The organism is Candidatus Velamenicoccus archaeovorus (genome assembly GCF_004102945.1).
In the GTDB taxonomy this organism is placed as follows: Bacteria; Omnitrophota; Gorgyraeia; order Velamenicoccales; family Velamenicoccaceae; genus Velamenicoccus; species Velamenicoccus archaeovorus.
This window is the reverse complement of the sequence record NZ_CP019384.1, coordinates 992,321-1,006,379: the sequence shown is the minus strand read 5'-3', so window position 1 is coordinate 1,006,379 and position 14,059 is coordinate 992,321. Positions and strand designations below refer to the sequence as shown.

Annotated in this window: 16 protein-coding genes and 1 tRNA gene; all 17 read left to right on the top strand. The window is 52.6% G+C overall.

All coding sequences use genetic code 11. From position 1 onward, the window contains the following. The first annotated feature begins 10 nt into the window (after positions 1-10). Entirely contained in the window at positions 11-829 is an 819-nt protein-coding gene (locus BU251_RS04500) for a sigma-70 family RNA polymerase sigma factor (RefSeq protein ID WP_128699701.1), read from the top strand. Further along, complete coding sequence (locus BU251_RS04495; RefSeq protein ID WP_128699700.1) at positions 830-1,681, top strand: substrate-binding domain-containing protein; 852 nt, start codon at positions 830-832, stop codon at positions 1,679-1,681. It abuts the gene before it with no gap. A gap of 186 nt (positions 1,682-1,867) precedes the next feature. Further along, positions 1,868-2,386, top strand: coding sequence for an adenine phosphoribosyltransferase (locus BU251_RS04490; RefSeq protein ID WP_128699699.1), 519 nt, complete (start codon positions 1,868-1,870; stop codon positions 2,384-2,386). A 224-nt stretch (positions 2,387-2,610) separates the two neighbouring features. Next, positions 2,611-2,684: transfer RNA gene (locus BU251_RS04485), tRNA-Arg, on the top strand. 582 nt (positions 2,685-3,266) lie between these two features. Beyond that, entirely contained in the window at positions 3,267-4,709 is a 1,443-nt protein-coding gene (locus BU251_RS04480; protein ID WP_128699698.1) for an NADH-quinone oxidoreductase subunit 5 family protein, read from the top strand. Then, positions 4,706-6,547 carry an NADH-quinone oxidoreductase subunit 5 family protein gene (locus BU251_RS04475; RefSeq protein ID WP_228767771.1) on the top strand — a complete coding sequence of 614 codons (1,842 nt, stop codon included), beginning with the start codon at positions 4,706-4,708 and terminating at the stop codon, positions 6,545-6,547. The genes BU251_RS04480 and BU251_RS04475 overlap by 4 nt, the downstream gene beginning before the upstream one ends. A gap of 2 nt (positions 6,548-6,549) precedes the next feature. Further along, the gene (locus tag BU251_RS04470; RefSeq protein ID WP_128699697.1) at positions 6,550-7,968 is read left to right on the top strand and encodes a complex I subunit 5 family protein; all 1,419 of its coding nucleotides are present in this window, start codon (positions 6,550-6,552) and stop codon (positions 7,966-7,968) included. An 18-nt stretch (positions 7,969-7,986) separates the two neighbouring features. Further along, positions 7,987-8,484, top strand: a complete 498-nt coding sequence (locus BU251_RS04465; protein WP_128699696.1) for a Na(+)/H(+) antiporter subunit B — start codon at positions 7,987-7,989, stop codon at positions 8,482-8,484. Continuing rightward, positions 8,481-8,801, top strand: a complete 321-nt coding sequence (locus tag BU251_RS04460; protein WP_128699695.1) for an NADH-quinone oxidoreductase subunit NuoK — start codon at positions 8,481-8,483, stop codon at positions 8,799-8,801. The genes BU251_RS04465 and BU251_RS04460 overlap by 4 nt, the downstream gene beginning before the upstream one ends. Before the next feature lie 3 nt (positions 8,802-8,804). Next, a complete protein-coding gene (locus tag BU251_RS04455) occupies positions 8,805-9,140 on the top strand; it encodes a hypothetical protein (protein WP_128699694.1) in 336 nt (111 codons plus the stop codon). A 1-nt stretch (position 9,141) separates the two neighbouring features. Further along, on the top strand, positions 9,142-9,666 hold the full coding sequence (locus tag BU251_RS04450; protein ID WP_128699693.1) for an NADH-quinone oxidoreductase subunit B family protein: 525 nt from the start codon (positions 9,142-9,144) through the stop codon (positions 9,664-9,666). After that, positions 9,663-10,130 carry an NADH-quinone oxidoreductase subunit C gene (locus BU251_RS04445; RefSeq protein WP_128699692.1) on the top strand — a complete coding sequence of 156 codons (468 nt, stop codon included), beginning with the start codon at positions 9,663-9,665 and terminating at the stop codon, positions 10,128-10,130. Before BU251_RS04450 ends, BU251_RS04445 begins: the two co-directional genes overlap by 4 nt. 1 nt (position 10,131) lies before the next feature. Then, positions 10,132-11,379, top strand: coding sequence for a hydrogenase large subunit (locus BU251_RS04440; RefSeq protein WP_128699691.1), 1,248 nt, complete (start codon positions 10,132-10,134; stop codon positions 11,377-11,379). Continuing rightward, positions 11,379-12,317: a complex I subunit 1 family protein gene (locus BU251_RS04435; RefSeq protein ID WP_228767770.1), complete on the top strand. Its 939-nt coding sequence runs from the start codon at positions 11,379-11,381 to the stop codon at positions 12,315-12,317. The genes BU251_RS04440 and BU251_RS04435 overlap by 1 nt, the downstream gene beginning before the upstream one ends. Beyond that, a complete protein-coding gene (locus BU251_RS04430) occupies positions 12,314-12,694 on the top strand; it encodes a 4Fe-4S binding protein (protein ID WP_128699689.1) in 381 nt (126 codons plus the stop codon). The genes BU251_RS04435 and BU251_RS04430 overlap by 4 nt, the downstream gene beginning before the upstream one ends. Beyond that, a complete protein-coding gene (locus BU251_RS04425) occupies positions 12,657-13,157 on the top strand; it encodes a hydrogenase 3 maturation endopeptidase HyCI (protein ID WP_128699688.1) in 501 nt (166 codons plus the stop codon). The genes BU251_RS04430 and BU251_RS04425 overlap by 38 nt, the downstream gene beginning before the upstream one ends. Before the next feature lie 103 nt (positions 13,158-13,260). Next, positions 13,261-13,905: a histidinol phosphate phosphatase domain-containing protein gene (locus BU251_RS04420; protein WP_128699687.1), complete on the top strand. Its 645-nt coding sequence runs from the start codon at positions 13,261-13,263 to the stop codon at positions 13,903-13,905. Positions 13,906-14,059 lie beyond the last annotated feature (154 nt).

Sequence of the window (14,059 nt, the reverse complement as noted above, 5' to 3'; positions counted from 1 at the left end):
CTGCTTTTTTATGGAAAATATAAAATCCTATATCAAAGAAGTGCGCAAGATCCCTTTGCTGACGGCAAAAGAGGAAGTAGAGCTGTCGAAAAAAGCCCAGCGCGGAGACAAGAAGTCGCGGGACCATATGATCCGCGCCAATCTGCGCCTTGTCATTAACATCGCCAAAAAATACATGTATCTGGGCATTCCCCTCATGGACCTGATAGAGGAGGGCAATGTCGGTCTCATGAAAGCGGTTGAAAAATTCAATCCCAGCAAGGGATTCCGTTTTTCAACCTATGCCGCCTGGTGGATCAAGCAAAGCATCACGCGGTCCGTCTTCGACCAGTCCCGCACGATCCGCATTCCCGTCTATGTCAACGAGCTTTTGTCCAAATATAAAAAGACGAATGAACGGCTGATGGGAAAGCTCAGGCGCGTGCCGACGGATTCCGAGATCGCGCGTTCCATGCGCATGACGTCCGACAAAATTTCCAAGATACGAGGTTACATCAACAAGACGTCGTCCCTGGATGCCCCCATCGATGAAGAAGGCGGCAACGAGATCATTGATCTGATCGAAGACAAGACGACGGCGACGCCGGAAAAGGAAATCGACCAGTTCTTCAATAAGGAGCGTCTGAGCGGTCTTCTGGGCATCGTCAATGAGCGCGAGCGCGATGTCCTGGATTTAAGGTTCGGGCTCAAGGACGGCAAGATCTATACGCTGGCCGACGTGTCCCGCAAGCTCGGCGTTTCGCGTGAACGTGTGCGCCAGATCGAAGAGAACGCCCTGAAGAAGCTCAAGAAGTTTGTCGTCGAACAGGACAAGGAGGCCAGGCTTTAAATGGCAGACTCAAAATTTTATACTTTGGTCATTCCCAGATTCGAAGATGTTTTTCATTCCTTTTTTGCCTCCGAGGTCATCAAAGGGGTCACGGCGGCGGCCAGCAGGCTGAAAGCGGACATCCTTATCCATATCACGGAACGCCATAAGCACGCCGACTGGACCACCAGCGAATCCATCCGCGCCGGATACGTCAAGGGCGTTATCTTTGCGGATATCGACGGCGACAAGAAAAAGCTTTTGGAATTCATGAAATCCGGCATTCCTTGTATTGTCATGAATAATTATTTCAGCGAGGACATCAACTGTATCGCCATCGATAACCGCAAGGCGGCGATGGATGTGGTTGAGTATCTCGTCAAGCTCGGGCATACCAAGATTGCGACGATCGCCGGCGATTTGAATACGCAGGCGGGCGAGGCTCGCCTGGAAGGGTACCGGCAGGCCATGGCCAAGTACGGTTTGGCTATCCCGCGCCAGTATATCCAGGAGGGTTTTTTCCTTCGGACGCCGGCCCGGGCGGCCGCGCGGGTGTTGTTGAATCTCGAAGACAAACCCACCGCTATCTTTGCCGCCAGCGATGTCATGGCGCTGGAGGTCATTGACGAGGCGCGCGCCGAAGGCATGCGTATTCCTTGGGACCTGTCGTTGGTGGGGTTTGACGACAATCCCGTCGCGGGCTATAGCCAGGTGCGCCTGACGACCGTATCTCAGCCGATCGTCGAGATGGGAAGACTGGCCTTGGAGAAATTGAACCAGATCGTGGCAGAGCGGGAAAAACAGCCGGTCAAGGTCGTGCTTCCGACAAAATTGGTCAAGAGGGAATCCACATTGGTGCTGAACAGGCAATAGCTTTTTTCAAGAAATAACCAAGCATCAAGATATCTGCCTGCCGGCCGGCAGGCAATAACCACGTAATCACCAATCACCAAGACTCAATTACCAAGCAATCTGTGTTTTTGGTGATTGAATATTGGAACTTTTTTGGGATTTGTTCATTGGTCATTGGTGATTCATTTCTTAAGAGGGGGGGGGCTCATGGATACTTCGCTAAAAAAATATATCCGTCATATTCCGGATTTTCCAAAGCAGGGCATCCTCTTCTACGACATCACGACGCTCTTGAAGAACAAGGCTGCATTCAAGAAAGCCATTGACGGTCTCGCTAAAATCGCCAAAGGCAAAAAGATCGATTATGTCGTTTCCGTGGAATCGCGCGGATTTATTTTCGGCGCGGCCTTGGCCTATAAATTAGGGGCCGGTTTCATCCCGGTGCGCAAAAAAGGCAAGCTGCCGGCGGAGACGATCTCCGCTGATTATGCCCTCGAGTACGGCACGGATTCCCTCTATATGCATAAGGATGCCTTGAAGACCTCCTCGCGGGTCCTTATCGTCGACGATCTTTTGGCGACCGGTGGGACGGCGGCGGCTGTTTGTTCGATGGCCCGGCAGCTTAAATCCAGGATCGCCGGTATCATCTTTTTGATCGAGCTTTGCGGTCTTAAAGGCCGCGAAAAGCTCAAAGATTATCCTGTTTATTCATTGATACAGTATTAATAAGCGTGTGTGAAGATTACTCAAGGCGGCGCCAGGTAACGGTCAAGGTTACGCTGCCAGTTTGGGCAAGGTTGTTGGGTAACGTGTGAAAAATGATAGAAAGACAGAAAATTAGTTTTTAGACGAACGCCCTGACTGAACTATACTATACGGATTTCTTAACCGTAACCGTAATCCGAATTCGATTTGTTCGCGCGTCAACTCGTAGTCCTGTTAACTGATTCGCCCCCGTAGCTCATCTGGATAGAGCACAGGTTTCCTAAACCTGGTGTGGCAAGTTCGAGCCTTGCCGGGGGCACTTTTCTTTTTCTGCAAGGCGAGAACTTTAAGGGGTGCGGGGAGGCCGTCCCCGCGTTTTAGGGGTGACAGCGACCCCGACGATATGTCGGGGGAGCGCCAGAGGGGCAAAGCCCCTATGGAGAGCGAGGCGGAAGCCGAGCGAAAGTTCTAGTCCGCCTTCGGCGGACGGAGCCTTGCCGGGGGCATTGAATTTTTGCGAAGCAAAAATTCATCCTGAACGACTACAGGTTTATTCAAAACCTTAGCGAAGGATGGATCAATGCAAGGCGAGAACTTAAGGGCGCTGGTCGGCCGAATAAGGCCGACCGTTTAGCAATGAAGCTCCGCCGCAGGTCAAAAATTTCTTGATTTTGTGCGGACGATGTGGTAAAAATATAACGTTGAAAGTTTGATAAAAGCGCAGTAGCTTTAAACCCATATCAACAAGGTCCGGCGAAGCAGCCCCACCTGGAAATAGGTTGGGCTTTTTTATTTAATGACCCCCGAATGCCGGCAAGGTTGCGGTGCCGGCGCGGTACTCACAAAAAAGACAGTACGCCTCAAGGTACCCTGCGGTTTCCCGCGAGGGATTCAGATACACATGCCATTTGATATTCTTTTAGCGTTGATTGTTGGTGTGCCTGTTTTGGGTTCGTTTGTTTTGCCCTTGGCGGGCCGGATCCATGAGCGTCTGCGTCATTCCCTGGCGTTTCTCCTTGTCGCATTTTCCTTCCTTGCTGCCGTCAGATTGTCCTCCGTTGTTTTCTCAGGGCAGGTCGTCCGTTTTTCAGCGTCCATGCCTTTTGGCATGGACCTCAGTTTTACGGCTGACGGTCTTGCCGTTTTCATGGCCCTGGCATCCCTTCTGGTGGGCCTTGTCATCGTTATTTATTCCTTTGATTACATCTCTCATTATGCCAACCGCAACGAGTACGACATGCTGGTCGTGCTTTTTCTCGGCTCGATGATGGGTATTGTCTTTTCATCGAATCTTATTTTCCTCTATATCTTCTGGGAGATGACCGCCATCGTCAGCTGGCGTCTGATCGGCTTTTTCAGAGGCAAGACCGACGTGCAGCGCGCCGACAAGGCCTTTCTTGTGACGTTTGGGGGCGCCCTGGTCATGCTCATCGGTTTTTTGATGTTGTATCAGAAGACCGGTTCTTTTGATCTCGGGGTGATTAAGGAGTATTTTAAGACACAGGCCTTTCCTTCTTTGGCCTTGATTCTGATCCTCTTCGGGATATTCTCAAAATCGGCGACATTACCTTTTCATACATGGCTGGCGGATGCCGGCGTGGCACCGTCGCCGGTGACAGCCCTTCTGCATGCGGCCGTCCTTGTCAAGATCGGCGTCTATGTCTTTGCCAGGTTGTTTATAGCCACTTTTCCCATCGGGGCGGTCTGGCATGTGATCTTGCCATGGGTGGCTGCCGTCAGCAGCATTGTTTCGGCGGGCGCAGCTTTGAGAGAGACGGATTTAAAGAGGATCATCGCTTATTCAACGGTCAGCCAGATCGGTTTTATCTTTTTCGGATTGAGCCTGGGCGTCGAGATCGCTATCGCCGGAGGCCTGCTTTACATCCTCATGCACGGCATGGCCAAGGCCGGCCTCTTTTTGTGTGCAGGCATCATTGAGCAGGGGACAAAGACCAAGGACATTAGCCGGCTTGGCGGGTTGTTTTCGACGATGCCGTTGACCGGCACGGCATTTTTGTTCTGCGCCGCTTCTGTCATGGGTCTGCCGCCGTTCGGCGGGTTCTTCAGCAAATTCCTGATTTTCCTGGGGTGCGTTCAGGGCGGCCAGATGGGGCTCGGTTTCGTTTTTCTTTTTGCTGCCCTGATGACGATCCTTTATCTTTTGCGCGTTTTTACCGTCGTATTTTTCGGCGAGACAAAGATCGCTGCCAGGGAAGGGACGCCTGTCATGGTGGCTTGTGTTCTTGTCTTGGCGTTCCTGTCGCTGGCGGCCGGGATATGGGTACGCTATCCGCTTGACATGGTCCAGCAGGCGACAACACAGATGATCCGGGTGATACCATGATGAATTTATCCCTGCCGTTGCTTGTCCTGGGGCCTTTTCTTGCCGGCTGTGTGGTGATGCTGGCGCCTCAAAGGACGAGGTTCCTTAAACAAGCGCTGGTCCTTGCGGTGACGGCTGCCGACCTTGTTTTGTGCCTGCGGCTTTTCCCCCAAGAGGTGACATTTTTCTGTCCCTGGGGGGCATACGGTATTGATTTTTCTCTGAGGTTTTATCGTTTCAGCGCTTTTATCCTGACGGCCGCCGGCGGGTTTGCTTTTCTCATTGCCATTTATTCATGCGTTTTCACGTTCGCAAAAGAAAAGAGCCGCCTATTCTTTACTTTTTTCCTTTTTTCGCTGAGCCTTGTGAATGGTGCCGTCCTTTCGGACAATCTGATTATCTTGCTCTTTTTCTGGGAGGGGCTGCTTCTGACCGTCTTTGGTCTTATTGCCATAGGGGGTCCGACAGCGTTTAAGACGGGGGTCAAGGCCCTGGTGATCGTTGGAGTTGCAGATCTTTGTATGATGGTCGGCATCGCTTTGGTCGGGCACTTGAGCGGGACCTTTGCGATCTCAAAGATCCAGGTTCCGCTGGGAGGCTTGGGCAGCCTGGCTTTTGTCCTGATGATGATCGGCGCGATCTCCAAGGCCGGATCCATGCCGTTCCACACCTGGATACCGGATGCCAGCCTTGATGCGCCGCTGCCGTTCATGGCGTTTTTGCCGGCCGCCCTTGAAAAACTTTTGGGTATTTATCTTTTGGCGAGGATCTGCCTCGATCTTTTCAGGCTTGTTCCGGAATCCGGCCTGAGCATGGCGTTGATGATCATCGGTTCCGTGACCATCCTGTTGGCTGTCATGATGGCCTTGGTCCAAAAAAATTACAAAAAACTGCTTTCGTATCATGCCATCAGCCAAGTGGGATATATGATCCTGGGGATAGGCACGGCCGTGCCTATCGGTATTGTCGGCGGCCTGTTCCATATGATCAACCACGCCATGTATAAGTCTTGCCTCTTTTTGACATCCGGGGCCGTAGAGCGCCAATCGGGGACGACGGACCTGGAGCGTCTTGGAGGATTGGCCGGAAAAATGCCTGTCACATTCCTGTGTTTTTTTGTCGCAGCCGCGGCCATCTCGGGCGTGCCGCCGTTCAACGGTTTCTTTTCCAAAGAACTCGTTTATGACGGTGCCCTGGAGAGGGGGCTGGTTTTTTATCTGGCGGCTATTTTAGGCTCCTTTTTGACGGCGGCTTCTTTTCTGAAGCTGGGTCATGCCGCTTACCTAGGCCCCAGGAGCGAGACGACCCAGACGGCCAAAGAAGCGCCTGTTTTTATGCTCATACCTATGATTGTTATCGCCGCAGGATGCGTCTTTTTCGGCCTGCATCGTTCTTTTCCCATCGGGCAGTTGGTCCAGCCGGCGGTCGAGAACCATCTCGAGGGACAGGATTTCTCTTTCTTGATGCCCAACACAAAGCTTGTTGCTGTCACGATTATCATGCTTTTGATGGCGTTTGCCAACCATGTCTTCGGCGCCAAAATGAAGGGCAGCGGCTTGAAGGCTGTCGACTATATCCACGACGCCCCTGTTTTGTCGGGGATCTATGATAGGGCGGAAAGGCGATGCTTTGATCCTTATGAATGGGGCAGGGCGATGATGAGAGGTTTCTCATATCTCTTGTGGCGGCTTGACAGGGGGATTGACTGGATTTATAACGCAGGATTTCCTGGCTGCGCCCAGGTTTTGGCACGCACCTTGAAACGGTGGCATTCCGGAAGTTACGTGACGTATCTCGGGTGGTCTCTCGGCGGCCTCTTGATACTGGTCATATTTCTTATGTCGACAAGGAGTTTTTAGTAATGCTTTCTTTATTGATCCTCATCCCTTTGGCGTTTTTGCTTCTGATGAACTTCCTGACTTTAAAAGGCAGGCGGATGGCTTTCGCCGTCGTTATGGCCTTGTCTTTTTTCCAGATATATGCGGTGTTCTGCCCAACTATCATGGCTAACCGTCCTTTACACGGCCTGGCTTCGGTCTTTGACTTCACGCTGGCCGTGGACGGCTTGAGCCGGATCATGCTTTTGTGCATTGCAATCGTCATTTTTATTGCGCTTTTGGTCGCGGCGCCTTTTGTCAAAGAAGAAGATAAGCGTTTTTATTTCGCGGGGCTCATGATCTTGGAACTGATGGGCTTAAACGGCGTAGTCATGGTGAGGGACATTTTCTCCATGTATGTCTTCTGGGAGGTTGCTGCCGCAGCCTCTTTTATCCTGATCGCCCTTCAAAAAAAGAGGGACCCTCTTGAGGGGGCGTTCAAATACCTCATCTTTTCTTCGGTAGCTACGGTTTTTGTACTATCGGCCATCGCGATTATCCTGCTTATCTCCGGAGATACGAGTTTTGCCGCAATCCGCGAAGCCCTGCGGGTGTCGCCGCACAGCTTTTTGATCACTCTTGCGGTGGGTATCTTTCTGGCGGGGTTGTTCATGAAAGCTGGCGTGATGCCTTTTCACGGTTATCTTCCGGACGCTTATGCCTCTGCGCCGGCTCCTGTTTCGATTCTCCTGGCAGGCGTCGTCACCAAGACTTTAGGCGTCTATACGGCGATGCGCATCGTCATCGATCTCTTCGGTTTCAGCGCCTCTCTCCAGAGCATCCTTCTCTGTATTGGCCTTATTTCAGCTATCTTCGGGGCCTTGGCGGCCATGGGACAGAAGGACTTAAAGAGGCTCTTGGCATATTCCAGCATCAGCCAGGTGGGGTATATTTTCCTTGGGTTCGGTTGTGGAACGCCGTTGGGCATCGCTGCCGCCATTTTCCATATTTTCAACCATACGGTGTTTAAATCGCTTCTCTTCGTCAATGCTGCGGCCGTAGAGGACCGGACGGGTTCTCTGGACATGAGCCGGATGTCGGGCTTGGCTTCAAGGATGCCTGTTACAGGGACGACGTCTGTTTTAGCATCGTTGTCCGCTTCAGGCGTTCCGCCATTGGCCGGTTTCTGGAGCAAGCTATTTATTGTTTTGGCCCTGTGGCAGTGCGGCCATTACGGGGTGGCTGCCACTGCGGTCATGGCGAGCCTGTTGACCTTGGCCTATATGCTTTTGTTTCAGCGCAGTGTATTTTTCGGAACGCTGGAGAAAGGTCTTGAAGGCGTTGTTGAGGCGGGATTCGGCCTGACATTGCCTGCGATCATTTTGGCGGTTCTGATCGTAGGCATCGGCTTGTTTTTCCCGTATATCGTGCACACGGTTATTTTCCCTGTGGTGTCTTATTAGAGAAAAGGCAGAGTGAGTATGTTGGCATTGAACATCGATATTGTCGTTTTGTTCCTGATGGCGCTGTCCGCGTTGTGGACGGTCATGACCCGCAGTCTCTTGAGATCTGCGATCGGCTTGGCCTTGACGAGCGCCATGTTGACGATCCTGATGTTCCGTCTTCATGCGCCCCTGGCGGCCGTCTTTGAACTGTCGGTCTGTTCGGGCCTGATCTCCGTCGTTTTTATCGCGACCATCAGCCTGACGCAGCCCATGTCGCAGGAAAAGGTCCTGCAACACATGAAGGACAGGCTTGAAAGGTTCTGGTATCTGCCGATCCTTTTGATCCTTACCGGGATCGTCCTGAGTTTTTTGAATCTTAAATTCAACCTGATCTTGCCTGCGCCGGAGATCGAGAAGGACCCGCGCATCGTCCTCTGGAACCAGAGGCCCCTGGATCTATTGGGCCAGATCATCATGCTGTTGACGGGCGCCTTCGGCATCGTCATTCTTTTCAGGGAGGCTAAAAAGAAATGAGCGCGCAAGCTTTGACCTTATTCTGGCCGTTTTGCCTGTTTATCGTGATCCTCTTCATTATCGGGTTCTATTGCCTGCTTGTGACTTTTAACTTGATCCGCGCCTTGATCGGTCTGGAATTGTTGATTAAGGCTGTTACCTTATTGCTTGTTTTGGTGGGGTATGTTACGCGGCACGAGGCGTTGATCCAAAGTCTGGTCATTACACTTATCGTTATGGAAGTCGTCATTATTGCCGTTGCCGCCGGAATCGTCCTGGGGCTGCATCAGCATAACAAGAGCCTGGACGTCAGGCAATTAAGGAATCTCAAAGGTTGACCTATGGGACGATATCTGTTGGCGCCTCCGGTCGTTTTTGCCATCGTCTTTCTTTTTCTTTTGCTGCTTTCTCGCGGCCTTTCCGTTTTTGCCTTCAAGAGGAAAGATAAAAGAGAAGAAGGGACAGGGAAGGCCTATGCCTGCGGGGAGGATGTGGAAGACCACATGGCTCAGCCGGATTACAGCCAGTTTTTCCCTTTTGCGTTCTTTTTTACGGTCGCGCACGTGGCGACCATGATGATCACGGCCATTCCTTTGGAATCGGTCAATACCCTGATGATGGCGGAGTTATACATCGTCGCAGTCATAGCGGGTTTGTTTATCCTTTTTAGGAGATGAGATGAAGTTCATTCGCAAGATCATCAATTGGGCGCGCATCAAATCACCGTGGATCCTGCATTTCAATTCGGGCGCATGCAATGCCTGCGATATCGAGATTGTTGCCGCCCTGACGCCTCTCTATGACGTGGAGCGTTTCGGGATCCAGCTGAAAGGGACGCCGCGGCATGCGGACGTCCTGGTTTGCTCCGGGCCCGTCACAAAACAGATCCAGGACAGACTTAAGCGTATTTATGACCAAATGCCTGAACCGAAATTTGTGGTTGCCGTCGGAGCCTGCGCATGCGGCGGAGGTGTTTTTAAGGGCTGTTACAATGTGCGCGGCGGCATAGACGAGGTCATCCCCGTTTCTGCCTATATCCCCGGCTGCCCCGCAGGCCCCAAGGCGATCATTGACGGCGTGGTCAAGTTATTGACAAGCCTCGAGGAGGCAGGGAAGCCTCCTGTCCCCGGAGCGAAGAAGCAGGACAAAACCGAAGATGGCGCCGGCACGGACGAACAGGCGAATTCAGGAGATGCCCTATGAGTTGCGAAGAGGATATCAGGCAAAATACGATCAGGCAGTTTGATTTCCTGAAAGATTTTTTTAAGGTCATCAGGCCGCGGCGCCTGTCTGCCGAAGTCGCCCGCGACAGATTCTCGGAAGTTTTTGATTTTCTGGTGCATCAGGAGAAATTCAACATCCTCTGCACGATCACGGGAACAGACGAAGGGGACGACCTCGGATTCATCTATCACCTGGCCCGGGAAGGCGGTATCACGTTGAACCTTAAGACGCGGGCGCCGAAATCAGATCCGGTGATCCGGACGATCACGGCTGTATTTCCCGGCGCAGAGATTTACGAACGCGAGATCGTCGACTTGTTCGGCGCCAAGGTGCAGGGATTGCGCAAGGGAAATCGTTATCCCTTGACGGATGACTGGCCTGCGGATGAACACCCTTTGCGCAAAGACTGGAAGCCGGCGAACGGTTCTGGCGGGGAGATGTAATATGCATAATTCTCATGAACACGAACATGAATTCAAGATCCCTCTCGGGCCCCAGCATCCTGCGTTAAAAGAGCCGGAGAGCTTCAGTATCGCCCTGAAAGGCGAAAAGATCCTCGGCGTCGACATCCGCCTGGGATATAACCACCGCGGCATTGAAAAAGCCTGCGAAGAAAGGACATTCCTTCAGGATGTTTATCTGCTGGAGCGTATCTGCGGCATCTGTTCTCATTCCCATTCCACTGCCTATGTCCAGGCGGTCGAGGAGATTGCCGGGCTGGCCGTGCCGCCGCGCGCCCTCTATATCCGTACTCTCATCGGCGAGCTGGAACGGGTGCACAGTCATTTCTTATGGCTGGGCGTGGCGGGTCACGAGATCGGTTTTGATACGTTGCTCATGTATACGTGGCGCGACCGTGAGATCGTCATGGACCTTTTGGCCCAGTTGACGGGAAACCGCGTCAATTACGGCATCAATACCATCGGCGGCGTGCGGCGTGATATCGCGCCGGAGCAGGGGAAGGATATCCTGGCTGGTGTGGCGACTCTCGAAGAGCGGACCAAGTATTACATCCAGATCGCAACGGAAGAGACAACGATCATCAAGCGGCTCTCCGGCGTCGGCATCATTTCCAAAGAGGATGCGCTCCGTCTCGGCGCTGTGGGGCCTACGGCGCGGGCTTCCGGCGTGGACCGCGACATCCGGCGCGAGGACCCCTATGCCGCCTATGCAGAGCTGGATTTCGATGTCATCACGGACGATCATTGTGATGTCTATGGCCGCACCGTCGTGCGTTTAAAGGAACTGATGGAATCTTTCAAGATCATCCGGCAGATCGTCGCCAGGATCCCCGATGGGCCGATTGCCGTCAGGGCCCCGCGCAAGATCCCTGCCGGAGAAGCCTTCAGCCGTTACGAAGCGCCGAGAGGCGAAGACGTCCACTATGTCAAATCGAACGGCGGGGAAAAACCCGAACGCGTGAAGGTGAGGGCCCCGACCCTGGCAAATGTCCAGACCGTCAAACATATGTTGAAAGACAGGTTTCTTGCCGATATGCCCATCGTCGTTGCCGCCATCGATCCATGTTTTTCCTGCACCGACAGGATGGTGGGTATCCGGCGCCTTGACGGCGAAAAAAAAGAGATACTGGGCTGGGAGAGTTTGAGATCGTTCAGCCTGGGATGGCATCGTGCCAGAGGATTCGATGTCACCATTGCCGAGAAGAGGCTTCACCAACTGATGGAACATTGATGAACGCTTTGTTTCTTATTCTGATATTCCCAGGTTTTCTTTTTCTGGCGCTGTTCGGCTTATTTGCAGAATTCATCGACCGCAAGCTGTACGCCCGCATGCAGAACAGGCAGGGGCCGCCATGGTTTCAGCCTTTGGCGGATTTCATCAAGCTTTTGGGCAAAGAAGACATCGTGCCGGACGAAGCCAACGTGCGGATGTTTCGCCTGATGCCTCTGTTCGCCTTGACGGCGGTCGTTTCATCCATCATCTATATCCCTTTGTGGAAGACCGGGGCCTTGTATTCGTTTTCCGGCGACCTGGTCGTCGTCCTTTATTTATTGACCCTTCCCACGCTGACCTTTTTCATCGGCGGGTGGTATTCGACGTCTCTCTATGCGCGCATCGGTTCTGTCAGGTCGCTGACGCAAATGTTTGCGTATGAAGTGCCTTTGTTCATGGGGCTTTTCTCGCCGGCGCTTTTGGCCGACAGCTGGACGCTCAGCGATATCTCCCGGTTCTATATTGACCACCCCATGTACTGCTTTTTTAACCTTATCGGCTTTGGCGTGGCGCTTGTCGCGCTCCTGGGAAAATTGGAAAAAGCGCCCTTCGATATCCCTGAAGCCGAGACGGAGATCGTCGCCGGCACTTTCACGGAATATTCGGGCCGGCTTTATGCATTTTTTCGCCTCGCCATCGACATCGAGATGGTCGTCGGGGCTTCGCTCCTGGCGGCGGTCTTTTTGCCCTTCGGCCTGAAGGACGAGGCGGCCATCGGGTTTTTGATTTACATTCTTAAAGTTGTTCTCGTTGTGTTCCTTCTGACGCTCGCCCGTACGATCTTTGCGAGGCTGCGCATTGACCAGATGGTAAGATTTTGCTGGAAGTATCTTGTGCCTTTGGCGCTGTTGCAGCTTTTGATCGTCTTATTTTTGAAAGGAGTCCTGTTGCAATGAAACCCGGAAGAATGCTGAAACTTGTCCTGCAGTCCATGTTCAAAAAACCCGCGACCCTGAATTATCCCGCGGACAGGTCCGGCATGCCCAAGGGGTTCCGCGGCAAGATCACGTTCGATCCCTCCAAATGCATCGGCTGCAAGATGTGCATGCGGGATTGTCCGGCCAATGCCATCACCATCAGCAAGATCGATGAAAAGCGCTATGAAGCGGTTTTTGACCTTGGCCGCTGCATTTACTGCGGACAATGCGTGGATTCCTGCCTGAAGAAGGCGCTTACAGCCAGCGCTGAGTTTGAATTGGCGCAGCTGGATAAAAAAAAGCTGAAGGTTATTTTCCATGCAGAATCTCAAGACCCAACTCCAAAAGAAACTTGAAGGTGTCGACCGTCTCGGCATTCTCGGCATAGGTTCGGATTTGAGAGGGGACGACGCCGTAGGATTGTGGGTTGCCAAGGCCTTGGGCCGCAAGTCAAAAACAGCCGGCCCTGTCGAGATACGGGCTTTTTTGGGACATACCGCTCCGGAAAGCCTGACCGGGGAGATAAAAAAATTCAGGCCCACGCACCTTCTGATCGTAGATGCCATCTCCATGGACAGGGCGCCTGGAGAAGCCCGCCTTTTTGACGCGCAGGATATCAGTGAAGGGATATCGTTTTCCACCCACCGCATGCCGCTAAAAATTCTCGCCAGCTATCTGTGCCAATCTTTTCCTTGTTCGATTACGGTCCTGGGCATCCAGCCGCAAGTGACGGATTTTGGCAAAAAGCCTTCCCGGACCGTGCAGGCCGGCGCCAGGACGGTTTGCCGGATGATCAGGGAAATCCTTAGAGTGCGTTGATCGGTCTTGCGGATTTCCTTCCCGTGAATTCGCTTGCAACTTCCTTTATTTAAAATATAATTGGGTGGAGAAGTGTTTTTAGTTGCGCACAAGGGGGTAAGTTATGTTTGATCTGCATACGCATTCCTTATTGAGCGATGGCGAACTGCTTGCTTCTGAGTTGGCCAGGCGCTACGAGGAAAAGGGTTATAAAGCGATTGCCATCACCGACCACGCGGATATCTCCAATCTTAAAAGCGTGACAGCGGCCATTGCCGAATTTTGTCATCATTGGCCTGTCGGCCGCATCAGGGTCATCCCCGGCATTGAATTGACGCATCTGCCTTTGGAGCAATTCCCGGAAGCTGTGAATTTCGCGCGCAAAAACGGTATCCGCTGGATCGTGGCGCATGGAGAGACTTTGGTAGAGCCTGTTTTGCCGGGGACAGTCCGGGCGGCCATTGAAGCCGGGGTAGACCTTGTGGCTCATCCAGGCCTCATCCGCGGGGAAGAGGCAGAGCTGGCCGCCAGAAAAGGAGTCTATTTGGAACTAAGCGCCAGAAAAGGGCATTGCCTGACTAACGGCCACGTGGTTCAGATGGCTTTAAGGCATGGCGCCAAGATGTGCATCAACACAGATGCCCATGCGCCCGGAGACATCCTGCGTAGAGATGAGCTTATGAGCGTTGGGCTTGGTGCAGGCTTGTCTGCGGTCCAATTGACTGATATCCAAAGGGATATGGAAGCTATCGTCCAAAAAATTCTTTGATCCCCTGTCTTGAGAAAGCGTTTTCTTTCCTCGTTTCCCGTCGGAAAATAGTTAAATTTTACCATCCGCTCCCCAGGCCCACCCCGCTTAAAAAAATCTGTTGACAACCCGTTGAAATATATGGTATTTGTAAACAAAGGCTATACCGCCAAAG